Below are 22,489 nucleotides of genomic sequence, written 5' to 3' on the forward strand. Positions count from 1 at the left end.
GAGCCGGCTCAGTACTGCTCCACCAGCCACCGCGCGAGTTCGCGGGCGCTGGCGTCGACCCTGGCCGGCCAGTCCAGCGCGGTCTCGTCCGCGTGGTCGCTGACGTGTTTGACCAGCCGGCACGGCGCACCCATGCGGGCCGCGGCGAAGGCGATCGCGAAACCCTCCATGTCGACGAGGTCGGCGCGGGCCGCGAGCGCATCCCGCACCTGCGCGTCCGAGACGAAGGAATCGCCCGTGGCGAGCACCGTCCCGTCCCCGCCCTCGAGTTCGACCACGTCCTCGACCGGATAGCCGAGGCTGCGCAGCACCTCGCTGCTGATGTCGTGGTTGATTACCGCCGACGGCAGGTAGAGCCCGCCGTGCTGCATGTGCAGCGCCCCGGCGGTCCCGAGGTTGACCACCGTGGGCGGCGTCCCGAGCCGGTGCCGCGCCAGCGCCTCGGTCACCGCGACGGCGGCGTGCACCTTGCCGATGCCGGTGATCACCGTCTCGTAGCGCGCCGGGACGTGCGCCGCCTCGGACCTCGTGGCGGCGACGACGAGAATCTCGGTCAACTCTGCTCTCCCAGCGCGAGGGTCGCGAGCGCTGCCCGGTGCAGCGCCCGCCCGTACCCTGCACCGTAGCCCGCCGCGTGCACCGCCAGCGGATGCAGCTGATGCATCGGCACGCGCTCGCGCCACCCCTCCCGCAGCGGGCACGTGGCGTCGTAGGCCGCGACGATCTCGTCGAGGTGGGGACAGCCGAACAACTCCAGCATCGCCAGATCCGTCTCCCGGTGACCGCCGTGCGCCGCCGGGTCGATCAGCACCACACCCGCGGCGGTCCACAGCACATTGCCGTTCCACAGGTCACCGTGCAGGCGGGCGGGCGACTCGTCGTCGTCGAACTCGCCGGCGGCGACGCGCGCGCAGGCCTTCTCGATGTCCGGCAGCTGCGTCGCGGTGACGCTGCCCGCGTCGACCGCGATCCGCAGGAACGGCTCGACCCGTTCCGTCACGTAGAACTCGCCCCAGCTCGCGTGGACGGTGCTGCTCATCGGGCGCTTGCCGATGAACAGCTGGCCGTCGAATCCGTCCGGCGGACAACCGAATCCGCGGGCGCCCGCAGCGTGCATGCGGGCGAGGCGCGCACCGAACCCCCGAGCCGCCGCCGCGCTGGGGGCCGCCTCGGTCAACCGCTCGAGATCGATGTGGTCCGCCCCGACCTCGCGGACGGCGACGACGGACATGCCCGCGGCCGCGAGCCAGCCCAGGCCTGCGGCCTCGGCGCGGAAGAAGTCGGGGTGGGCCCCGGCCCCGTGCTTGCGGAAGAGGTCGCTGCTCATCGTCACGAGTGTGCCCGCCGCGTGCCGCACATGTCACCCGAGCACACCGCCGGACGTCCCGCTAGGGTTCGAACGATGACGAACCTTCGCGCGCAGATCATCGAGGAACTCGGCGTCCGGCCGACGATCGACCCACAGGCGGAGATCCGGTCCCGCGTGCAGTTCCTGAAGGACTACGTCGTGTCGAGTTCCACCAAGGGATTCGTTCTCGGCATCAGCGGCGGCCAGGACAGCACGCTCGCCGGCCGTCTCGCCCAGCTCGCCGCGGAGGAACTGCGCGCGGAGGGACACGAGGCCGAGTTCGTCGCCGTACGACTGCCCTACGGCGAACAGGCCGACGAGCACGACGCGCAGGTCGCCATGGAGTTCATCGGCCCCGACCGCTCGTTGCGGATCAACGTCAAGCCCGGTGCCGACGCCTCCGCCGCCGAGGCCGGGCAGGCCATGCACGAGATCTACGGCAACGGATCGCAGCTCAGCGACTTCGTGCGGGGCAACATCAAGGCCCGTGAGCGGATGATCCTGCAGTACGCCATCGCCGGTCAGCTCGGGCTTCTGGTCGTCGGGACCGACCATGCCGCCGAGGCGGTGACCGGGTTCTTCACCAAGCACGGCGACGGCGGCGTGGACCTGACCCCGCTCAGCGGCCTGACGAAACGGCAGGGTGCGGCGCTGCTCCGCGAACTCGGGGCTCCCGACAGCACGTGGCAGAAGGTCCCGACCGCGGATCTCGAGGAGGATCGGCCGGCCCTTCCGGACGAGGTGGCCCTGGGCATGACCTACGCGGAGATCGACGACTACCTCGAGGGCAAGGACGTCACCCCGGCGCTCGCCGGGAAGCTCGAACGGACGTACCTGAACACCCGCCACAAGCGGACCGTGCCGGTGTCGCCGCTCGACACCTGGTGGCGCTGACGGGGAGCCGGCACCGGGCGGGGCCGGTCCCGTCAGCCGCCGGCGAACGGGGGCAGCACGTCGACCGCCGGGCCGGCGGCGCGTCCGAGGTCACGAGTCAGTTCGGAGTCGACCAGGAACGCCGCCACCGACAGCACGCGCGCCATCTCGGCGCCGTGCCGGTCGACCAGCGCCGCCTTCAGCGCCCCCAGATCCGCCGTCGGCGGCAACGCCACCGTCTCCTTCTCCACCCCGGCCGCATCCGCCGCCGCGGCGAAATACCGCACCTCGATACCCGTCGTGTCAGCCACCGATTGCTCCCATACTGCGCTGCGGCGGCGTGAAGTCCGCCGCGTCGATGCCGTGCCCGGCCCATTTGTTCCACATCGCGCCGCGCCACAACGCGGCGAGTTCGTCGTCGCTCGCCCCGCCCCGCAGTGCCGCCCGCAGGTCCGTCTCCCGATCGCTGAACAGGCACGAGCGCACGGTGCCTTCCGAGGTCAGGCGGGTGCGGTCGCAGTCGGAGCAGAACGACCGGGTCACCGACGCGATGATGCCCACGGTCGCCGGACCACCGTCGACGGCCCACCGCTCGGCCGGCGCGGACGGATCCTCCCGTCCCACCTCGGTGAGGGCGAAGCGGGCGGAGAGCAGGTCGAGCAGCCGCTGTGCGGGGACCATGTTCGCCCGGGCCCACTCGTGGTCGGCATCGAGCGGCATCTGCTCGATGAACCGCAACTGCACGCCCTCGTCCAGGCACCACGCCAGCAGGTCCGCAGCTCCGTCCAGGGTCTGCGGCATCAGCACGGCATTGACCTTCACCGGCGCGAATCCCGCCGCCTTGGCGGCACGGATCCCGTCCAGCACCGAATCGAGCCGGTCGCGCCGGGTCAGCTGGGCGAACCGCGCGCGGTCGACCGAATCCAGCGAGATGTTGACCCGCGTCAGACCTGCCCGCGCCAGCGCATCGGCCCGGTGGGCGAGACCGACAGCATTGGTGGTCACCGCCAGCGGCACCCCGGGCACGACGCGGGCACAACCGGCGACGATCTGCTCGAGGTCCCGCCGCATGAGCGGTTCGCCGCCGGTGAAGCGGACCTCCCGGATTCCGAGGTGGTGCACGCCCACGGCCACGAGGCGGACGATCTCCTCGGCGCTGAGCAGCCGCTCACGCGGGATCGCCGGCAGGCCCTCCTCCGGCATGCAGTACGTGCATCGCAGCGAGCACTTCTCGGTGATCGACACCCGCAGGTCGCGGGCGACACGCCCGAAGCGGTCGAGCAGCACAGGGGTGTCCGGCCGGTCGGAGACGTCCTCGGCCGCGACGGGGCGCACCACCGGGATCCCCACGTGTACCGCCGTCATCGGGCCTCCCTCCTCATGACCCTCAGTATGCCGTTACGGGTCCCCTCGCGCGGCGGGAGCGAAATCCACGACTCGACAAGGGCGCACGGCGCCGCGTCCGGTGTGCCTAGGATTGACGCATGGCGGGCGGCAGGCGGTCGGTGGAGGAGCATGCGCGACACGTGGCGACGTTGCTCTCCCCGTTGCTGATCCGCGGGGCCGAACCGGTCCCGCTCCTCGATGCGCTCGGCCGGGTACTGGCCGAGGACCTCGTCGCCCCGATCGACCTTCCCACCTTCCGGAACTCGCAGATGGACGGGTACGCAGTCGACACGGGGTCGGTCACCACCGCACCGGTGACCCTGCCCGTTCGTGCCGTCCTCGCGGCCGGTGACGGCGAGACGGCGCACGTGCCGGGAACTGCAACCAAGATCATGACCGGGGCGCCACTGCCCGTCGGCGCCGATGCCGTCGTCCCGGTCGAGGACACCGTGACCGACGACGGGGGCCACGTCACCTTGCGCACGGCGCCCGCCCCGGGCGCGTTCGTGCGCGAACGCGGCAGCGACATCGGTCGCGGCCGTCCCCTGCTGCCGGCGGGGACCGTCGTCGCCGCCCGGCACGTCGCGGCCCTCGCCGCGGTCGGTCTCACCCACGTGCCCGTCCGCACCCGACCGCGCGTGGCGGTGATCTCGACCGGCAGCGAACTGGTGCCCGGTGGCAGCGTTCTCACGACGGGCAGGATCCACGACTCGAACGGGCCGGCTCTGGCCGCCAGCGCGGCCGCCAACGGCGCGCTGGTGGTCTCGGTGGATCGCAGTGGCGACGACGCGGAGGTGTTCGCCGCGAAACTCGCGCACGCGACCTCCGTGGCCGAAGTGGTGTTCACCTCGGGCGGAGTGTCGAAAGGCGACTTCGAAGTCGTCAAGGACGTGCTCGGCCCGCGCGGTGCCGAGTTCGTGTCCGTGGCGATGCAACCCGGTGGACCGCAGGGGACGGCGCGGGTGGATGCGGTACCGGTGCTCACCTTTCCCGGTAACCCGGTCAGCGCGCTGGTCTCGTTCGAGGTGTTCGCCAGGCCGGTGTTGCGGTCCGCCGCGGGCCTGCCCGCGATCGATCCCGAGAAGCGCCCTCTGGCAACGAGTCTCGTCTCCGTTCCCGGTAAGCGTCAGTTCCTGCGCGGACGGCGCGACGGCGACGCCGTGGTGGCGATCCCCGGCGCCGGGTCCCACCTGATCGCCGCGATGGCCACCGCGGATGTCCTGCTCGACATCCCCGCCGACACCACGGGTCTCGAACCCGGAGAACTCGTAAGGGTGCTGCCGCTATGACCGAACCGCACGACGTCACCATGCCCGACAGCGGCGTTCTGAGCCACCTCGACGACAGTGGCCGCGCCCGGATGGTCGACGTGTCCGGCAAGTCCGACACCGCCCGCGTCGCGGTCGCCGCCGGCGAACTCGTCACCACCGCGGAGGTGGTGTCGCTGGTGCGGGCCGACGACATGCCCAAGGCGGACGTGCTCGCCACCGCGCGAATCGCCGGGATAGCCGCGGCCAAGCGCACATGGGAGCTGATTCCGCTGTGCCACCAGCTGGCATTGTCGTCGGTGCAGGTCACCTTCGGGTTCACCGACACCGCGATCACGATCGAGGCCACGGCAAAGACGAAGGGCCCCACGGGCGTCGAGATGGAAGCCCTCACCGCCGTCGCGGTGGCCGGGCTGACGCTGCACGACATGGTCAAGGCCGTCGACCCCGCCGCGGTCCTGAACGGGGTGCGGCTGCTCTCGAAGGCCGGCGGCAAACGCGGGCACTGGCAGCGCCGCGAGGAGGAGACCGCCACCGCCGAAGAGGCCGTGACCGTCGCGCCGGAGGACGACGATTTCGTCGAACAGACGGGTGCGCCGGCGACGGTCCTCGTCGCGTCCACGGGTGTGGCCGCCGGTACGCGGGAGGACAGGACGGGCCCGCTGATCGCGGAGTTTCTCGAGACGCGCGGCTTCACGGTGCGGGGTCCGCTGGTGTACGCCGACGCGGACATCGCGTGGGGACTCGAGGACGCGCTCGCCGGCGATCCCGCCCTCGTGATCTCCACCGGCGGGACCGGCGCTTCCCCGACGGATGCGACGCCGGAAGCGACGCTGGCATTGCTGGACCGCGAGCTGCCGGGCGTCGCGGAGGCGATCCGTCTGCGTGGCCTGCAGGTCACCCCGCACGCGTCGCTGTCACGCGGTGTGGCCGGCCTCGTCGGCCGCACGGTGGTGGTCAATCTGCCCGGCTCACCGGGGGGCGTGAAGGACGGGCTGGCGGTGCTCGAGCCGATTCTCGGTCACCTGCTGGCTCAGGTCGCCGGAGGAGGAGCGCATGAGTGAACTGCTGGCGCGGATCTCGAGCGAACCGCTCGATCCGGGCACCGTGGACGCCGCCGTGGCCGGCCCCGAGCACGGGGCGGTCGTGCTCTTCAGCGGCGTGGTGCGCAACCACGACGGGGGGCGCTCGGTCAGTGCGCTGGAGTATCAGGCCCATCCGGAGGCGGAGCACTTCCTGCGCCGCTGCTGCGAACAGCTGGCGGCCGATTCGGGGCTGCCGGTCGCCGCGGTGCACAGAGTGGGCGATCTCACCGTCGGCGATCTCGCGCTGGTGGCCGCAGTGGCGGCACCCCACCGGGCCGAGGCCTTCGCCGTGTGCGCTGAACTGGTCGAACGCATCAAACGCGAGGTTCCCATCTGGAAGCGGCAGCGTTTCGACGACGGCCTGTCCGAGTGGGTCGGCCTCGACGCGTGCGCCGACGAGCATCCCGGCGTGGGGTAGGCTGCGGTAGTTCGGGCATCACGACGATGCCCACCGTCGTGGGATACCGGCGGGCCGGGATCGTGCCCGGCTCCGCATGCAACACCGGCATCGGCTTTCCTTGCGGCGATCCACTGCGCCCTCCGAGAGCGTCTCGGAGTGCGTGCACGCTGCATCGAAAGGCAGTTCTGCACCCATGACCGTTTCCTTCTCCGACCTCGGCGTCCCCCGGACCCTGGTGGCCTCCCTGAACGACAGCGGCATCACCAGCCCGTTCCCGATCCAGGTCGACACGCTGCCCGACACGCTGGCCGGCCGTGACGTGCTCGGCAGAGGCCGCACGGGCAGCGGCAAGACGCTGGCGTTCTCCATTCCGCTCACCGCGCGCCTGGCCGGCGGCGCCACCCGCGCGGCGGGCCGCCCGCGTGGACTGGTGCTGGCCCCCACCCGCGAGCTGGCAACGCAGATCGCCGCGGTCGTCGAGCCTCTCGCACGGGTGGCCGGGCTGCGGGTGACCACCATCTTCGGCGGAGTCTCGCAGAACCGTCAGGTCGACGCACTGCGCCGCGGCGTGGACATCGTGATCGCCTGCCCGGGCCGGCTCGAGGACCTGATGCGGCAGAAGTTCGTCACCCTCGACGCGGTGGAGATCACCGTGCTCGACGAGGCGGACCACATGGCCGACCTCGGCTTCCTTCCCGGCGTGACGCGGATCATGAACGCGACACCGAAGGACGGTCAGCGCCTGCTGTTCTCGGCCACGCTCGACAACGGGGTCGACAAGCTCGTCAAGCGGTTCCTGCGCAACGAGGTGCTGCACTCGGTCGACGAGGCGCACTCCCCGGTCGCAGCGATGACGCACCACGTGTTCGACGTCGACAACGCCGACACGAAGAAGGACCTCGTACGGACCCTGGCTTCCGGCACGGGCCGTCGAATCCTGTTCATGCGCACCAAGCATCAGGCCCGCAAGCTCGCCCGTCAGCTCACCGAGTCCGGCATTCCCGCCGTCGATCTGCACGGCAACCTGTCGCAGAACGCGCGCGACCGCAACCTCGCGGCGTTCTCCTCCGGGGAGGCGCGAGTGCTCGTGGCCACCGACGTCGCGGCCCGCGGCGTCCATGTCGACGACGTGGAACTGGTGGTGCACGTGGACCCGCCGGCCGAACACAAGGCGTACCTGCACCGTTCGGGCCGCACGGCCCGCGCCGGAAGCACCGGCGACGTCGTGACCGTGGTCCTGCCGGAACAGCGCAAGGATCTCGCCGTCATCATGCGCAAGGCTGCGATCAAGGTCACCCCGGTGCGGGTGACGGCGAAGTCGGAGCACGTGCTGGATCTGGTCGGCGAGATCGCCCCGCACGTGGCGCCGTCCGCCAAGCAGGCCGCGCCGGCCCCCTCGGGCGGTGGATCGCGACGGCCGGCCCGACGCGGCGGCAGCGGAGCGACCGCTCAGCGCGGCGCCCGGCAGCACGGCGGCAGTGCCGCCCGACAGCACGGCGGCAGTGCCGCCCGACAGCACGGCGGCGGTGCCGCCCGGGAGCAGGGCGCGTCGCGACGGGAACAACCGGCCCGGCAAGAGCGCGCCGGTCAGGCCGGCCGCCGTCGTCGCCCGAACCGCCCGTCGGCGACTGCCGCACGGGGATAGACCGGCAGACAGGTTCCCGGACCCGCACTCAACGCGGCGTGAACCGGTGCACGGCCAGCATCGCGTCGGCCGGCACCGGTTCGGTGGGTACGCACGCGGCGAGCCGGGCGCGTACCGCATCGGGATCCAGATCGGCACCGATCACGACGAGCCGGGTGGTGGCAGGGGCGTCGCCCGTACGCCGCACGGGATCGAAGCGGATGTGGTCGCCCACAGTGTGCAGCAGGTAGGTGCGGGTCCGACCTCCGGCGACGACGTGGACGTACCCCTTGATGCGGAACACCCCGGCCGGCTGGTCCTCGAGGAAGCCGACGAGGGCGCGAGGGTGCAACGGTACCGGCGAATCGAAGTCCACGGCGTCGTAGCCGTCGTGCAGATGCGTGTGCTCGCCGTCGTGTTCCTCGTACAGCAACTGGTCGAGGCTGAGCTGTTCGCCGGGTTGCGGCTCGGGACGTTCGGGAATGTCGAACAACAGCGCCGGATCGATGCGCCCGTGCACGGTGGACACGATCGCGGCGCGGTCGTTGAGGCGGCACAGCGTTTCCAGCAGTTCGTCGTGCACGTCGCCGTCGATGCGGTCGGTCTTGTTGAGCAGCACGAGATCTGCCAGCGCGACGTGCTGGTCGAGTTCGGGGTGCCGCTCACGAGTGCCGCCGAATTCGGCCCCGTCGACGACGAGGACCAGCCCGCCGTAACCCACGTACTCGTTGCCCGACCCCACGACGAGCCGGATCATGTTGCGCGGCTCGGCGAGTCCACTGGCCTCGACGACGATGACGTCGATGTCCGAGGCGCGGTGCGCGAGCCGGTCGAGCATCGCGTCCATGTCGGCGACGTCGACGGCGCAGCACAGACAGCCGTTGCTCAACGAGACCATCGAGTCGACCTGCCCCGCGACCATCATCGAGTCGATGTTGACCGCGCCGAAGTCGTTGACGATCACTCCGATTCGTGCGCCACGGTTGTTCCGCAGCAGGTGGTTGAGCAGGGTCGTCTTCCCGGAGCCCAGAAAGCCTGCGACGATCACCACGGGGATCCGCTCGTTCGCCATGAAGCGAGCGTAGCGGTGCGTCCCGCCGCGCGGTCCGGCGACGGGACGCACCGCAGCCGGGTCAGCTGCCCCGGCGGATCCACTCCTCGAGGTGCGGGGACTCGGTGCCGATCGTGGTGCCGTCACCGTGACCGGTGTGCACCGTCGTCTCGGCGGGCAGGGCGAACAGCTTGTCGCGGATCGAGCCGATGATGGTCGGGAAGTCCGAGTACGAGCGCCCGGTCGCCCCCGGCCCGCCGGAGAACAGGGTGTCGCCGGTGAACAGCTCACCCGCCTCCGGCAGGTACAGGCACGTCGAGCCGGGCGAATGCCCGGGGGTGTGGATGGCCTGGATATCGGTGCCTGCCACCGTGATCCGGTCCCCGTCTTCGAGCGACCGGTGTGCCACACCGGGGTGGGTCATCTCCCAGAGCACGTCGTCGGCCGGGTTGAGCAGGATCGGCGCGTCGAGCTTCTCGGCCAGCTCGGGCGCGACGGTGACGTGGTCGTTGTGCCCGTGCGTGCACACGATCGCCACCACCTTCCGCCCCGCGACGGCGTCGATGATCGGCTGCGCGGTGTGTGCAGCGTCGATCACGACCACCTCCTCGTCGTCGCCGACGAGCCAGATGTTGTTGTCGACCTCCCACTCGCCGCCGTCGAGGGCGAAGGTGCCGTGGGTGACCACCCGGTCGATACGCAGCTGGTGTCGATTCCCCGTCGCTCCGCTCGCCCCGGTCACAGGACCACCACCGAGCGCAGCACCTCGCCGCGGTGCATGGTCTCGAACGCCTTCTCCACCTGGTCGAGGGCGATGCGTTCGGTCACGAACTTCTCGAGCGGCAGCCGGCCCTGCTGGTAGAGATCGACCAGCATCGGGAAGTCCCGCTCCGGCAGGCAGTCGCCGTACCAGGAGGACTTGAGCGATCCGCCGCGGGAGAAGAAGTCGATCAGCGGCATCTCGAGGGTCATGTCCGGGGTGGGCACGCCGACGAGCACCACGGTGCCGGCCAGATCACGGGCGTAGAAAGCCTGCTTCCACGTCTCCGGGCGGCCGACGGCGTCGATGACCACGTCGGCGCCGAAGCCGCCGGTCAGCTCCTGAATCGCCTCGACCGGGTCGGTCTCGGCGCCGTTGACGGTGTGGGTCGCGCCCAGGTCGGTGGCCCACTCGAGTTTCCTCGGGTCCCGGTCGACCGCGATGATCTTGTTGGCCCCGGCGAGGCGGGCACCCATGATCGCGGCGTCGCCGACGCCTCCGCAGCCGATGACCGCCACCGAGTCGCCGCGGGTGACTCCGCCGGTGTTCACCGCGGCACCCAGTCCGGCCATCACCCCGCAGCCGAGCAGGCCGACGACGGCCGGGTCGGCGCTGGGATCGACCTTGGTGCACTGCCCGGCGTGCACGAGGGTCTTGTCGGCGAACGCGCCGATGCCCAGGGCCGGGGTCAGTTCGGTGCCGTCCTCGAGAGTCATCTTCTGCGTCGCGTTGTGGGTGTCGAAGCAGTACTGCGGGCGGCCGCGCTTGCAGGCGCGGCACTGCCCGCACACGGCCCGCCAGTTGAGGACGACGAAGTCGCCGACCGCGACCGAGTCGACGCCCTCGCCGACGGACTCGACGACCCCGGCCGCCTCGTGGCCGAGCAGGAACGGGAACTCGTCGTTGATGCCGCCCTCCCGGTAGTGCAGGTCGGTGTGGCACACCCCGCACGCGGCGATCGCGACGACGACCTCGCCCGGCCCCGGATCGGGGATGACGATCGGCACGACCTCGACGGGAGCGCCCTTCGCGCGGGCGACGACGCCCCGTACCTGCTGTGGCATGACTGCCTCCTTCTCCTCGGTGCTCACGCGACGTATCGCGGTATGCGCACACGCTATCGACGGCGGGACGACCCGGTACCTGATCGAAGGAGGGGCTTCACCTGACCGAAAGACCAGCCCGCACTTTCAACTCGAAAATGCATAAGTAGCGTTGATCAGGCACGGAAGTCGGGCTAAGCTGCGATATGACCGCCCTCACAGGGCGCAGCGTCCAGGCGAGGCGACCCCTCGCAGGCCCGAGGAGTGCAATGTCGATCGCCAACACGGTGACCCTCCCCCACCCCCGCAGCGAGAGCTGGGATTGGCAGCTGCACGCTGCGTGCCGCGGCCACGAGTCGTCGGCCTTCTTCCATCCCGACGGGGAACGTGGGCACGCGCGCGAGCTGCGCGAGTACCGCGCCAAGCTCGTCTGCGCCCGATGCCCGGTTCTCGAGCGCTGCCGCACCCACGCCCTGGAGGTCGGGGAACCGTACGGCGTCTGGGGTGGAATGTCGGAATCCGAGCGCCGCTCGCGCCGGGCCGCCGTCAACCGGTCCACCCGGTGGGGCATGCTGGGGCGCTGACGAACGCCCCGGCGTCCGGCGTCGACCGACGGAGGCAGATGTGAACTCTCCCGCCCGTTCCGGCCCACCGATTCTCGTGATCATGGGTGTGTCCGGTTCCGGCAAGTCGACCGTCGCGGCACTCGTCGCCGACGCCCTGGGGTGGGACCTGCTCGAGGGCGACGACCTGCATCCGCGTTCCAATGTCGAGAAGATGGCCGCCGGCCGGCCGCTCGGCGACGCCGACCGGGCACCGTGGCTCGCGTCGATCGGCGAATGGATCCGGGACCACACCGCGCGGGGCCGGCCTGGAGTGGTGACGTGCTCCGCACTGCGCCGCAGCTACCGCGACGACCTGGCCGGTGCGAACGTGGTCTTCGTGCATTTGGCAGGCACGCGCGAACAGATCCGGGAACGACTGCGCACACGGCACGGCCACTACATGCCGGCCGACCTCCTGGACTCGCAGTTCGCCGCGTTCGAGCCGCTCGAACCCGACGAAGCGGCGATCGTCGTCGGCATCGGCGACGAGCCCGCCGCGATCGCCTCCGAGATCGTCGGGCGCGCAACCGAATGGATGCACGGGACGGACGTCAACCCGCGGCCTTGATCCCCGCCTCCGCACCGAGCGCGGCCGCTTCTCCGCGGGTGCTCACGCCGAGCTTGCGGAGCACCGACGCCACGTGGAACTTGACCGTCGACTCGCTGACGCCGAGCCGCTCGGCGATCATCCGGTTCCGCCGGCCCGCGACGAGGTGCTCGAGCACCTCCACCTCTCGGGGCGCGAGCACCGCCAGCGCCTCGAGTGCGGAGCCACCGGCCACCGGTGCGGGCAAGTCGAGCGGTAGCCGCGCCGCGACACGGCACCCCCACCCCGGCGTGGACTCGGCTTCTACGGTGCCGCCGAGGGTCTCGGCCCGGTCCCGCAACTGCCGCGCGAGGTCGGCCGCGTCGGCCTCGCCGTCCCCGTCGTCCCGGATGTCGATCAGCAGGTCGCCGCCGTGACAGTTCCAGGCCACCCGGATGCGGCCGAGGTCCGCCTGCGCGGACATCGCAAGCACCGCGCCGCGAGCGAGAGCCCGCGCCGCGTGCGCGACCTCTCCGGGCAGCGCCCGCCCGTCCACGGGCGGGGCGACCATCTCGAGGACCACCTCGCGATGCCGGAGCAGACCACGCAACTCCCCGTGCAGCCGGGCGAAGGCCGTGGTCACTGCTTCCTCGGCGAGCTCACGGTGACGGTCGACGGCCGAGCGGAGCCCGATGAGGGCATTGGTGGCGGTCTCCCGCGCGGTGACGCGTGCCCGGGTGTCGTCGAGATCCCTCGACCGCAGCGTCGCGAGGATCGACTCGAGTGTCATCGCATGAGCCTCGGTGAGCTCGGCAACGGTCCGTGCGCGTTCGGACGAGGCGGCACGCGATTCGGCGAGATACGCCGGGCTGGCGTTGCGGACCTGGAGCTGGATTCCGGTGGCCACGACGGCGAACAGGGCCCGGACCAGCTCGAGCGGAATCGAGGCGGGGCGGGCACTGTCCGGGACGAGCACGAGCAGCGTATCGGTCGCATCGAGGATCACCCACACGTCGCGGTCCCGGCCGGCGATCCGGGCCGGGCCGCGACGGATCTGCCCGGTCGCGAGCTCGCTCCGGATGCGGTCGAGTTCGGCGATGGTCACCCGGTCGACGACTCCGGGGTCGCCGGCCACCTTGCGCGGCCGGCCGGTGCATTCCCGCGTGAAGATCACCAGGGCGGTGTGCGGGATTAGGTCGGTGAGCAGCGCCGAGAAGCGCTGGCCGATCTCGGTCAGCGGCCCGACCAGCACGTCCCGCAGGTGGGTGATCATCGTGTCGGGGGCCGGGATCGTGGTGCTCACTCCGGCCACGATAGCGCGGGCGCTCCGAGAACCGGCTCCCCCGCTCGGCGGGAGGTCACCCGGATACGCGCGTCGGCGGACCGGGTGCATGCCCCGCTGCGGCGCTGCTGCTCACCGCGCCGGATCGAGGCGGCCGGGATCCGATGCCGCAACCGGACAATGCGCTCGAGAGCTGGACTAGCATTCCGCTCAGAGTCGTACCGGCCCGGCCGGAGCAGTTCCCGAGGAAGTGGTGAGCACCGTGACCCCTACCGGCACCGCCCGCCCGGCCACCGGTTCCGTCACGGTACGCGCGCTCACCCTCCTCGAGGCGTTCACCCGTGCGCAGCCCAGCCTGACCCTGAGCGAGATCTCCCGGCGCACAGGTCTGCCGCTCACCACAGTGCACCGGCTGGCCGGGGACCTCACGGAATGGGGCGCGCTGGAGCGCGACTCGTCCGGCCGCTTCAGCGTCGGGCTCCGGCTGTGGCAGGTCGCGGCCCTCGCACCCCGGGGTGCGCTGCTGCGCGAGCTGGCACTGCCGGTGATGGAAGACCTGTCGCAGATCACCCAGGAGAACGTGCAGCTCGGCGTGCGCGAGGGCACCGAGGTGGTGTTCGTCGAACGGCTGGGCGGTCAGCGAGCGGTCAAGACCCTCACCCGCGTCGGCAGTCCCTTTCCCATCCACGCGTCCGGCCTGGGACTCGTGCTGCTCGCGTTCGCGCCGCGCGCCGTTCAGGAGGAGGTGCTGGCACGGCCACTGGAACGGTTCACCGAACGCACCCTCACCTCACCGGACGAGCTGCGCCGGGTTCTGGCCGAGGTGCGCCGCACCGAGATCGCGGTGAGCGACCGCCAGGTGACGATGGAGGCAGTCTCGGTGGCCGCACCGATCTTCGAGCGGCCCGGAATCGCCGTCGCGGCACTGTCGATCGTCGCCGCCGCCGACACCGCGCAGGTCACCGCGTTGTCCCAGCTTGTCCGCACCGCCGCGCGTGCGATCGGCCGCTCCCTGCGACCCGGCGGATTGACGAGCAGCGATGGTTGAACCCGCCCGCACCGTGCCGCGGTTGCTGTTCGACCGGATCGCCCGCACGCCCCACGCGGAGGCGTTCCGGCAACCCGCGGGTGGCGACTGGTCGAGCGTGTCGTGGACCGAGGTGGGCAGCCGGGTCACGGCGCTGGCCGCCGGGTTGATCGGCCGGGGCATCGCCCCGGGCACGCATGTCGCCGTCTGCGCCGCCACCAGCTACGAGTGGATCCTCGCCGACTTGGCGATCGTGTGTGCGGGAGCGGTCACCGTGCCGATCTACCCCGCGACCCCGCCGGCGGACGTGGCGGCGCTGCTGCGGCACTCGGGCAGCGTGCTGACGTTCACGGACCGGCCGCTGCCCGCCACGCCGGCGCTGTACCTGAATCGGCTCGGCGAACTCGAGGACGAGGGCCGGCGCCTCCTGGCTGCCGACCCCGGAGCGGTGGCGGCCCGCATCGCGGGCGTGACGCCCGACCACCTGGCCACCTTGATCTACACCTCCAGTTCCGACGGCACCGCCAAGGGTGCGTGCTTGTCACACGCTTCCGTCGCCTACGAAGCCCGGGCCATGGCCCGCCTGGGAATGCTCACGCCCTCGGACCTGCAACTGCTCTGGCTGCCGCTCTCCCACGTCTTCGGGCGCGCGTTGCTGTTCGTGGGCGTGCATCTGGGGGTGCCGACGTTCGTCGACGGCCGTGCCGACCGGGTCGTGCAGCACCTCGTCGAGGTCAGGCCGACCTTCCTCGGATCCGTTCCGCATGTACTGGGCAAGATCCGCGGCGGCGTCGAGTCCGGCGCCGCGGATCTTGGTCGACTGCGGTTCGTGCTGTCCGGGTCGGCCCGGCTCGCCCGGCCATTGGCCGAGTGGTTCGAAGGGGTCGGTGTGCCGGCCCTCGAGGGCTACGGCATCACCGAGACGGCGGGGCCGTCCTGCGTCAACCGGCCGGACAGCCGGCGTCTCGGCTCCGTGGGCCGGCCCCTGCCCGGCACGCAGGTGCGTATCGCCCCCGACGGGGAACTGCTCGTGCGCAGCCCCGCGGTGATGGCCGGGTACCACGACGATGTCGAACGCACCGCGGCCGCCGTCGACCGCAACGGCTGGTTCCATACCGGCGATCGCGGCGCCGTCGACGACGACGGATTCGTCACACTGCGGGGCCGCAAGAAAGAGGTGTTCAAGACCTCGACCGGCAAGTACGTCGCGCCGGCTGCCCTCGCACGCCGGTTCCGGGCACTGCTCCCCGACGCGGACCTGGTCGTGGCAGGTGAACTCCGGCCCTACTGCGTAGGACTGGTCGTCCCCAAGTCGGACCGGCCGATCCCACCGGCGGAGGCCGCGGCAGCCGTCGACCGGCTCAACGCGGATCTCGGCCGCTGGGAACGCATTCGCCGGTTCATCGTGCTGCCCACACCGCTGCCATCGACGGACGTCGACGCGCACGGGCACCCGCTGCCGGAGCGAGTGCTCGCGCGCTGCGCCGACGTCGTGCAGCGTCTGTACGAGGATTGATCAGGGACGGTAGCCCGGCTCGGTGCTTCCGGCATCCCAGGTGCGATCGGCATCCCAGGTGCGATCGGCATCCCAGGTGGACACTGCCCAGATCACCACCACGTCGATCGCGATGATCGCGAGCGACCAGCCCGGGTAGTACGGCAACCACAGGAAGTTCACGATGATCGACAGCGCCGCGATGACGATCGCAGCGACGCGCGCCCACGTCGCGCCCGTGACGAGCGCGAGACCGATCACGGCCACCAGGATGCCCAGGATCAGATGCACCCAGCCCCATGCCGTGACGTCCCAGGAGAACGTGTACTCCTGTCCCACGACGATGATGTCGTCCTTGGCGATCGCGGCGATGCCCTGCAGGAACTGCAGAACACCGACCGTGGCGAGCAGGATGCCGGCCGCGATCGACGTGCCGGCGGCGAAGCCCTGCTTCAGGCCGGAGCCGGTCGCCGGCCCCGAGCCGTGGCGGACAGCGGCGGTGGGACCGCCACCCTCGTGGGCACCACCGGCATGGCGTGCGGACGCACCCGCTGCCGCGGTGGAACCCGAACCGGCAGCCGCACCTGAACCGGCAGTGGCACCTGAACCAGCAGTGGCACCTGAACCAGCAGTGGCACCCGCACCGGGCGCGGCACCGGCAGAAGAACCCGGGGTAATGTTCGAACCTTCGGACACGACAGCTCACCTCTCCCGTTTTCGAAGCGATCCATCACAGTGTGCGCCGCTACGAGAGAGCATGAAGCAGGTTCCGAGGGGAAAATGTCGGCATTGCCCGGGATATCGGCCCGATCGCAGAATGATCAGGGCGTCCCGGAGAGAGTGGAGCTAAGGGGACTCGAACCCCTGACCCCCACACTGCCAGTGTGGTGCGCTACCAGCTGCGCCATAGCCCCTGAACAAAACCGCACCACCCGAGGTGGGCCTCTCACGACAAGAGGCGAGAGCATTCACTCTCGCCTCTTGTCGTGATGGTGGAGCTAAGGGGACTCGAACCCCTGACCCCCACACTGCCAGTGTGGTGCGCTACCAGCTGCGCCATAGCCCCGTACCGTCACCTGGGATCAACTCCCCGGTGCGAAGAGAAAATTACACCATCGCCGTCGACGACAACAAATCGCCTGGTCAGTACGGACCGAGGAGGCGACCGGCGAGGCGACGGTGGTCGGTCGTCCGACCACCGTCGCCGCCGCCTCAGCCGAGCTCGGCCACCCAGTTGTCGTTACCGAGGGCGTCGATCACCGTGCCGTCGTGCACCACCGCGGGGGTGCCGGACGCGCCCGTCGCCGCGAGCGCCTGCCGCCCCGCCTCCGCGTCGGCGGCCGCCTGCTCGACACGTGCACCGTCGGCGATGCACTGCGCCGCGTCGTCGGACGCCCCGGCGTCCCGCGCCATCTGTGCCAGCTCGGCATTGGTGAGGTCGCTCTCGCCCCGCTCGGCGGGCTGGTTCTCCGGCGAGAGCAGCGCCGCATGGAACGCGGAGAACGCCGTCGCGTCCCCGCTCTGCGCAACGCACTGACCGGCCGCGACCGCGCGGGTCGAGTAGTCGCCGCTCGCGGAGAGCTGATCGAGGAACGCGAGCATGTGGTACCGCACAGCGAGGTCGCCGGCGTCGATCGCCTGCGCCAGTTCCTGACCGTGCTTGTGCTCGAGCTCGGCGCAGTACGGGCACAGCGGGTCCTCGAACAGGTCGATCGTGGTCGCGGCGTCGGGGAGACCGAGGAGGACGACCCCGTCGTCCTGCAGCTCCACCTGCACCGCGGCGTTCTGCACCGCCCCGTAGCCCTCGTTGCGCGCCTTACTTCGGTTCGCCTGCCACAGCACGCCCCCGATGACCAGCACCGCGATCACCACGACCGCGATCCCGCCGAGGATGAAGGTGGACTTGCTCGACGTCGGCTCCGGCGTGTACTTGACCGGTTTGACCTTCTTGGCGCTCACGAAATCTGCCCTTCGCTGTCCGGGAATCGATGCGGGATCACTCTGCCATCGCGGGCTGAGTGCGTGCTGAGAGCCTCGCCCGGGAGCCGGGACCGAGCGCGAGCGGACTGCGGGGGAACACCGTCAGCCAGGCGGCCAGGGCAAGGAAGCCGAGGTCTCGTGCGATTTCTCCGGCGTAGTCCCAGCCGTCCACGTCGGCGGCCCCACCGCCCCCGAAGCACCCGCAGTCGATCGACAGCCCGCGCGCCCATACCGACGCGATCACGACGATCAACGTCAGCAGCGCGGCCGCACCCACGACTGCTGCCGCGCGCACCGCGAGCCCGATCAGCAGCAGCAGACCGAGCACGAGCTCGAAGATCGGCAGCCCGGCCGCGACGGGCCGCACGAGGACCTCGGGCAGCAACTGGTACGCGCGGACGGCCACGACGGTCTGAGAGGGATCGACGAACTTGATCCAGCCGGAGATCAGCCACACGGCGGCGAGACCGAGCCGGGCGATCAGGCTGAGCAGGGGTATCCACACCTCATCGACAGTACCGAGGTCGGCGCTCAGCGCTCCGTGGCTTCGGTCACCGCGGGTTCCCGGACGGGCCTCGGCGCCAGTACCCAGGGCACGGCAACCAGCAGCATGACGGCACCGGTCACGGCGAACGCGGCCCCGTACGAAAGTTGCTGCGCCAGGACTCCGGCAGCGACCGGTCCGATCACCGCGCCCACGTCGGCGGTCATCTGGAAAGTCGCCAGCACCGGACCGCCGCGCGCCTTGCTGCCGACCACGTCGGCGACGGACGCCTGCTGGGCCGGGTTCATCAGGCCCGACCCGACGCCGGCCAGCAACGAGGTCGCGAAGAACAGCGCGAGGTTCGTGGTCAGGCCCATCGCGATGGTGCTGGTCCCGCACACCACGAGCCCCAGCAGCACGAACGGGCGGCGGCCGAACCGGTCGGACAACCGCCCGGAGACCATCAGGACCAGGGCGTTGCCCACGGCGAACACCGTCAGCGCCACTCCGGCCAGGCCGGCATCGCGTCCGAGCACCTCCACCACGAACAGCGGCACCATTGCCACCCGCACGCCGAAGACGACCCAGCCGTTGGCGAAGTTCGATCCGAGCGCGGCCCGGTACACCGGCGACCGCAGAGCCTCCCGCAACCGCATCGCCGGCATGCTGCCGCCCGAGTCCGGTGCGGCGAGTGCGGAGTGCCGCAGGCTCACGAACACGACGGCCGCGGCGACGAGGAGGGCCACCGCGTAGATCAGGAACGGTGCCCGCAACCCCAGACCTACCAGGGCGCCACCGACGAGCGGGCCGCCGATGTTGCCGAGCAGGAAGCTCGTCGCGTAGAGCCCCGACACCCGGCCCCGCGCGTTCGGCGGGGAGATGCGGATCAGCAATCCGAGCGCCGAGACGGTGAACATGGTGGAGCCGATCCCGCCGAGCGCCCGGAACAGCAGCAGCTGCCAGTAGTCCGTCGCGAAGGCGCAGGCGCCGGTCGACAGCGCCACGATGAGCACACCGGCGGTGTACACCGGCCGCTCTCCCAGCCGCTGCACGAGATTCCCGCTGGCGGGGGCGAACAACAGCCGCATGGCCGCGAACGCGGAGATCACGACGGATGCCGCGGTGACCCCCACCCCGAAACTGCGTGCGAACTGCGGCAGTGCGGGCGCGACGAGACCGAAGCCGAGGGCGATGACGAAGGCCGCGCTGACCAGGACCCAGATCTCCCGCGGCAAGGCGGCGTCGCGTGTTCGCATGATGGGCCCGATGTTAGCGACGCGCACGATCGGTCCGGCAGGCGCGTCCCGCCGGTGCGGACTCAGCCGAGAACGTGGGACACCAGGTCGCGCGCCGCGTCCTGGACCTGCGCGAGATGGTCTGGACCGAGGAACGATTCGGCGTAGATCTTGTACACGTCCTCGGTGCCCGACGGCCGGGCCGCGAACCACGCGTTCTCCGTGGTGACCTTCAGTCCGCCGATCGCGGCGCCGTTGCCCGGTGCGGCGGTGAGGGTCGCGGTGATGGGCTCGCCGGCCAGTTCGGTGGCGTCGACCTGTTCGGGTGCGAGCTTCGCCAGCACGGCCTTCTGCTCACGCGTGGCGGGCGCGTCGACCCGGGCGTACGACGGGTCGCCGTAGCGTTCGGCGAGTTCGGCGTAGCGCCGGGAGGGGGTCGTGCCGGTCACGGCAGTGATCTCGGACGCGAGCAGGGCCAGCAGGATGCCGTCCTTGTCGGTCGTCCACACGGAGCCGTCGCGCCGCAGGAACGATGCGCCGGCGCTCTCCTCCCCGCCGAATCCGAGGGTGCCGTCGAGCAGACCGGGAACGAACCACTTGAAGCCCACCGGAACTTCGAGCAGGCCCCGGCCCAGGCCCGCGGCCACCCGGTCGATCATCGACGAGCTCACGAGGGTCTTGCCGACCTTCGCCTCGGCGGACCATCCGGACCTGTGCCGGTACAGGTAGTCGATGGCGACGGCGAGGTAGTGGTTCGGGTTCATCAGCCCCCCGTCGGGGGTGACGATGCCGTGCCGGTCGGCGTCGGCGTCGTTGCCGGTGGCCAGGTCGTAGCGGTCGCAGGTGCCGATCAGCGACGCCATCGCGTTGGGCGACGAGCAGTCCATCCGGATCTTGCCGTCGGTGTCGAGGGTCATGAACCGCCACGTGGCGTCGACGAGCGGATTGACGACGGTCAGGTCGAGCCGGTGCCGCTCGGCGATCTCGCCCCAGTAGTCGACGCTCGCGCCGCCGAGGGGATCGGCACCGATGCGCAACCCCGCCTCGCGGACGGCGTCGAGGTCCAGGACGTTCGGCAGGTCGTCGATGTAGGCGGCGAGGAAGTCGTGCCGGCCGGCGTCGGCGAGCGCCCGGACGACGGGAACCCGGCGCACCCCGTCCAGTCCCGCGGCGAGCAGTTCGTTGGCGCGCGCCGCGACCACCGACGTCGCGTCCGTGTCGGCCGGCCCACCGTGCGGCGGGTTGTACTTGAATCCGCCGTCGCGAGGCGGGTTGTGCGACGGGGTGACGACGATCCCGTCGGCGCGGGCCCCGGATCCGGCGGCGTTGTGCCGCAGGATCGCGTGACTCACGGCCGGGGTGGGTGTGTAGCGGTCGCGGGCGTCGACGACCACAGCGACGCCGTTGGCGGCGAGCACCTCGAGTGCGCTCGTCCATGCCGGTTCCGACAGCGCGTGGGTGTCGCGGCCGAGGAACAGCGGCCCGGTGATCTGCTGCGCCGCGCGGTATTCGACGATCGCCTGGGTGGTGGCGAGGATGTGCTGCTCGTTGAAGGCGCCGTCGAGGCTCGATCCGCGGTGACCCGAGGTGCCGAAGGCAACCTGCTGCAGCGGATCCTGCGGGTCCGGCGTCACCGTGTAGTACGCGGTGACCAGGTGCGCGAGATCCTCCAGATCCGCAGCTGCCGCCGGTTGTCCCGCTCGTTCGTGCGCCATGTGACCTCCTCGTCCACCCGACCTTGCCCTGCTCATCTTGCCCGGCCGGCGTGCACCGCGCGCGCCGATCGTCGGCGGTCAGGACGTGAGGGCGAACCCGGCCCAGGCCGCGGCCGTACCGGCCAGCACGCTCACCACCGCATATGCCGTCGCCGTGACCGGGCGGCGCACGCGTACGAGACCGACCGATTCGACGGCGAACGTCGAATAGGTGGTCAGGCCTCCGCAGAATCCGGTGCCGAGCAGCGCGAACGTCGCCGGTGCCAGCGCGGCGCCGGACAGCAGGCCCAGCAGCAGGCAGCCGAGGACGTTGACCGTCAAGGTCGCCACCGGGACGCTGCGATAGGAGCGGACGTGCCGGCCCGCGAGGTAGCGCAGGACCGCGCCGGCACCGCCGCCGACGGCGACGAGCAGGACGGTCATCGGGTCGCCGACCGGTGCCGCCACGCCTCACCGGCGGCCATACCGAGGCGTGCCGCCGTGAGTGCCCCGGCGAGGGTCACGGTCACGTAGACGGCGGCGGTCGCGGGGTGGTGGACGGCGTCGACGGCGAACGTGGAGAAGGTGGTGTAGCCGCCGAGTACCCCGACACCGAGGAACAGGCGCCACAGCCGATCGGGACCGAGCAGCGCGGCGACGAGACCGAGCAGCAGCGAACCGGCGACGTTGACCGCCGCGATCGTCCAGATGCCGGGGAACTGCACGGCCAGTGCGTACCGGGCCACGGCGCCCATCGCTCCCCCAGCGGCGACCACAGCCGTCGGCTTGTACTCCATGCCGGTAACCGTAGAGGTCCGGCAAATGCGAAGGACCCCGGCCGGGTGGCCGGGGTCCTTCGCGTTCCGGTGGAGCTGCCGGGAATCGAACCCGGGTCCTCCGCCGCCTCGCCAGGGCTTCTCCGTGTGCAGTTCGCTATGTCTCTACTTGGATCTCCCGGTCCCGCGAACAAGCCGAGATGACGATCCCAGTCGCTGTTTGCTGTCCCGTCCGGCTCCGCGACCGAGCCGTACGGTGGAGCTCCCTAGTCGATGCCAGGATCCGGGGCGGGAGCACACCCGGTCTGACAGAGACGCGCTCGCTTAGGCAGCGAGGGCGTACTCGCGCTGAGTAGACTCGGCGCTTATTGGTTTGCAGCGACGCTTACGGTGGTCTCTTGCCTGCACCGACACGCTTCCCCTAGCTCAACGTACGCAGTCGAAACCGTTCAGCCCCGTACGTACCTGCGACCTTCGCAGGACTACCCACTCTAACGCGCGGACCCCCCTCCGTCATTCCCATTTCGTCCGAGCCGTGAATGACGTG

24 protein-coding genes, 2 tRNA genes and 1 other RNA gene are annotated in these 22,489 nt (G+C 70.9%); 9 read left to right on the top strand and 18 right to left on the bottom strand.

Annotation, left to right across the window (positions count from 1 at the left end):
- Window positions 1–8 precede the first annotated feature (8 nt).
- Window positions 9–557 carry a nucleosidase gene (locus tag AC2IPW_RS15555; RefSeq protein WP_054373952.1) on the bottom strand — a complete coding sequence of 183 codons (549 nt, stop codon included), beginning with the start codon at window positions 555–557 and terminating at the stop codon, window positions 9–11.
- On the bottom strand, window positions 554–1,327 hold the full coding sequence (locus AC2IPW_RS15560) for a fructosamine kinase family protein (protein ID WP_486375152.1): 774 nt from the start codon (window positions 1,325–1,327) through the stop codon (window positions 554–556). The genes AC2IPW_RS15555 and AC2IPW_RS15560 overlap by 4 nt, the downstream gene beginning before the upstream one ends.
- 75 nt (window positions 1,328–1,402) lie before the next feature.
- Between AC2IPW_RS15560 and nadE the strand changes: the two genes are divergently transcribed.
- The gene (gene nadE / locus AC2IPW_RS15565; RefSeq protein ID WP_486375153.1) at window positions 1,403–2,242 is read left to right on the top strand and encodes an ammonia-dependent NAD(+) synthetase; all 840 of its coding nucleotides are present in this window, start codon (window positions 1,403–1,405) and stop codon (window positions 2,240–2,242) included.
- Window positions 2,243–2,274: 32 nt separating this feature from the next.
- On the opposite strand, the gene AC2IPW_RS15570 is transcribed toward nadE, so the two are convergent.
- Together AC2IPW_RS15570 and moaA are read right to left on the bottom strand one after the other, a co-directional pair.
- Window positions 2,275–2,532, bottom strand: coding sequence for a MoaD/ThiS family protein (locus AC2IPW_RS15570; RefSeq protein ID WP_289377614.1), 258 nt, complete (start codon window positions 2,530–2,532; stop codon window positions 2,275–2,277).
- Window positions 2,525–3,586, bottom strand: coding sequence for a GTP 3',8-cyclase MoaA (gene moaA, locus AC2IPW_RS15575; RefSeq protein WP_486375154.1), 1,062 nt, complete (start codon window positions 3,584–3,586; stop codon window positions 2,525–2,527). The genes AC2IPW_RS15570 and moaA overlap by 8 nt, the downstream gene beginning before the upstream one ends.
- A gap of 119 nt (window positions 3,587–3,705) precedes the next feature.
- Between moaA and AC2IPW_RS15580 the strand changes: the two genes are divergently transcribed.
- The 4 genes from AC2IPW_RS15580 to AC2IPW_RS15595 all read left to right on the top strand — a co-directional run bounded on the left by AC2IPW_RS15580 (window position 3,706) and on the right by AC2IPW_RS15595 (window position 8,005).
- The gene (locus AC2IPW_RS15580) at window positions 3,706–4,896 is read left to right on the top strand and encodes a molybdopterin molybdotransferase MoeA (RefSeq protein ID WP_486375155.1); all 1,191 of its coding nucleotides are present in this window, start codon (window positions 3,706–3,708) and stop codon (window positions 4,894–4,896) included.
- Window positions 4,893–5,939: a bifunctional molybdenum cofactor biosynthesis protein MoaC/MoaB gene (moaCB, locus tag AC2IPW_RS15585; protein WP_486375156.1), complete on the top strand. Its 1,047-nt coding sequence runs from the start codon at window positions 4,893–4,895 to the stop codon at window positions 5,937–5,939. The genes AC2IPW_RS15580 and moaCB overlap by 4 nt, the downstream gene beginning before the upstream one ends.
- Window positions 5,932–6,378: a molybdenum cofactor biosynthesis protein MoaE gene (locus tag AC2IPW_RS15590; RefSeq protein ID WP_003936928.1), complete on the top strand. Its 447-nt coding sequence runs from the start codon at window positions 5,932–5,934 to the stop codon at window positions 6,376–6,378. Before moaCB ends, AC2IPW_RS15590 begins: the two co-directional genes overlap by 8 nt.
- A 175-nt stretch (window positions 6,379–6,553) precedes the next feature.
- Complete coding sequence (locus tag AC2IPW_RS15595) at window positions 6,554–8,005, top strand: DEAD/DEAH box helicase (RefSeq protein WP_486375157.1); 1,452 nt, start codon at window positions 6,554–6,556, stop codon at window positions 8,003–8,005.
- Window positions 8,006–8,033: 28 nt separating this feature from the next.
- Here AC2IPW_RS15595 and AC2IPW_RS15600 read toward each other — a convergent pair whose 3' ends face one another.
- The 3 genes from AC2IPW_RS15600 to AC2IPW_RS15610 form a co-directional block, all read right to left on the bottom strand.
- Entirely contained in the window at window positions 8,034–9,056 is a 1,023-nt protein-coding gene (locus tag AC2IPW_RS15600) for a CobW family GTP-binding protein (protein ID WP_371383637.1), read from the bottom strand.
- Between the two features lie 61 nt (window positions 9,057–9,117).
- On the bottom strand, window positions 9,118–9,777 hold the full coding sequence (locus AC2IPW_RS15605) for an MBL fold metallo-hydrolase (protein WP_289377619.1): 660 nt from the start codon (window positions 9,775–9,777) through the stop codon (window positions 9,118–9,120).
- A complete protein-coding gene (locus tag AC2IPW_RS15610) occupies window positions 9,774–10,859 on the bottom strand; it encodes an S-(hydroxymethyl)mycothiol dehydrogenase (protein ID WP_003938108.1) in 1,086 nt (361 codons plus the stop codon). Before AC2IPW_RS15610 ends, AC2IPW_RS15605 begins: the two co-directional genes overlap by 4 nt.
- 248 nt (window positions 10,860–11,107) lie before the next feature.
- Here AC2IPW_RS15610 and AC2IPW_RS15615 point away from each other — a divergent pair, with 248 nt between their 5' ends.
- On the top strand, window positions 11,108–11,422 hold the full coding sequence (locus tag AC2IPW_RS15615) for a WhiB family transcriptional regulator (RefSeq protein WP_003938109.1): 315 nt from the start codon (window positions 11,108–11,110) through the stop codon (window positions 11,420–11,422).
- Between the two features lie 40 nt (window positions 11,423–11,462).
- Entirely contained in the window at window positions 11,463–12,011 is a 549-nt protein-coding gene (locus AC2IPW_RS15620) for a gluconokinase (protein WP_081005316.1), read from the top strand.
- On the opposite strand, the gene AC2IPW_RS15625 is transcribed toward AC2IPW_RS15620, so the two are convergent.
- The gene (locus AC2IPW_RS15625; RefSeq protein WP_486375158.1) at window positions 11,995–13,272 is read right to left on the bottom strand and encodes a LuxR C-terminal-related transcriptional regulator; all 1,278 of its coding nucleotides are present in this window, start codon (window positions 13,270–13,272) and stop codon (window positions 11,995–11,997) included. The two genes, AC2IPW_RS15620 and AC2IPW_RS15625, sit on opposite strands and share 17 nt — an antisense overlap.
- Window positions 13,273–13,513: 241 nt before the next feature.
- On the opposite strand from AC2IPW_RS15625, the gene AC2IPW_RS15630 reads away from it, so the two are divergent.
- Together AC2IPW_RS15630 and AC2IPW_RS15635 are read left to right on the top strand one after the other, a co-directional pair.
- On the top strand, window positions 13,514–14,299 hold the full coding sequence (locus AC2IPW_RS15630) for an IclR family transcriptional regulator (RefSeq protein ID WP_486377013.1): 786 nt from the start codon (window positions 13,514–13,516) through the stop codon (window positions 14,297–14,299).
- A complete protein-coding gene (locus tag AC2IPW_RS15635; RefSeq protein ID WP_486375159.1) occupies window positions 14,292–15,794 on the top strand; it encodes an AMP-dependent synthetase/ligase in 1,503 nt (500 codons plus the stop codon). The genes AC2IPW_RS15630 and AC2IPW_RS15635 overlap by 8 nt, the downstream gene beginning before the upstream one ends.
- On the opposite strand, the gene AC2IPW_RS15640 is transcribed toward AC2IPW_RS15635, so the two are convergent.
- The 10 genes from AC2IPW_RS15640 to ssrA all read right to left on the bottom strand — a co-directional run bounded on the left by AC2IPW_RS15640 (window position 15,795) and on the right by ssrA (window position 22,399).
- Window positions 15,795–16,229 carry a DUF7144 family membrane protein gene (locus AC2IPW_RS15640; RefSeq protein WP_040783434.1) on the bottom strand — a complete coding sequence of 145 codons (435 nt, stop codon included), beginning with the start codon at window positions 16,227–16,229 and terminating at the stop codon, window positions 15,795–15,797. It abuts the gene before it with no gap.
- A 385-nt stretch (window positions 16,230–16,614) separates the two neighbouring features.
- Window positions 16,615–16,687, bottom strand: a tRNA-Ala gene (locus tag AC2IPW_RS15645).
- A gap of 76 nt (window positions 16,688–16,763) precedes the next feature.
- Window positions 16,764–16,839, bottom strand: a tRNA-Ala gene (locus AC2IPW_RS15650).
- A 146-nt stretch (window positions 16,840–16,985) separates the two neighbouring features.
- Window positions 16,986–17,732, bottom strand: coding sequence for a DsbA family protein (locus AC2IPW_RS15655; RefSeq protein ID WP_003938115.1), 747 nt, complete (start codon window positions 17,730–17,732; stop codon window positions 16,986–16,988).
- Window positions 17,733–17,769: 37 nt separating this feature from the next.
- The gene (locus AC2IPW_RS15660) at window positions 17,770–18,258 is read right to left on the bottom strand and encodes a MauE/DoxX family redox-associated membrane protein (protein WP_003938116.1); all 489 of its coding nucleotides are present in this window, start codon (window positions 18,256–18,258) and stop codon (window positions 17,770–17,772) included.
- Window positions 18,259–18,284: 26 nt separating this feature from the next.
- On the bottom strand, window positions 18,285–19,493 hold the full coding sequence (locus AC2IPW_RS15665) for an MFS transporter (RefSeq protein WP_040783419.1): 1,209 nt from the start codon (window positions 19,491–19,493) through the stop codon (window positions 18,285–18,287).
- 62 nt (window positions 19,494–19,555) lie between these two features.
- Window positions 19,556–21,187, bottom strand: coding sequence for a phosphoglucomutase (alpha-D-glucose-1,6-bisphosphate-dependent) (gene pgm / locus AC2IPW_RS15670; protein WP_486375160.1), 1,632 nt, complete (start codon window positions 21,185–21,187; stop codon window positions 19,556–19,558).
- Between the two features lie 78 nt (window positions 21,188–21,265).
- Entirely contained in the window at window positions 21,266–21,610 is a 345-nt protein-coding gene (gene crcB, locus AC2IPW_RS15675) for a fluoride efflux transporter CrcB (RefSeq protein WP_040783436.1), read from the bottom strand.
- Window positions 21,607–21,963 carry a fluoride efflux transporter FluC gene (locus tag AC2IPW_RS15680; RefSeq protein ID WP_054374282.1) on the bottom strand — a complete coding sequence of 119 codons (357 nt, stop codon included), beginning with the start codon at window positions 21,961–21,963 and terminating at the stop codon, window positions 21,607–21,609. Before AC2IPW_RS15680 ends, crcB begins: the two co-directional genes overlap by 4 nt.
- 67 nt (window positions 21,964–22,030) lie before the next feature.
- Window positions 22,031–22,399, bottom strand: a transfer-messenger RNA (tmRNA) gene (ssrA, locus tag AC2IPW_RS15685).
- Window positions 22,400–22,489: the final 90 nt, after the last annotated feature.

The organism is Rhodococcus sp. NS-SX18 (assembly GCF_057367935.1).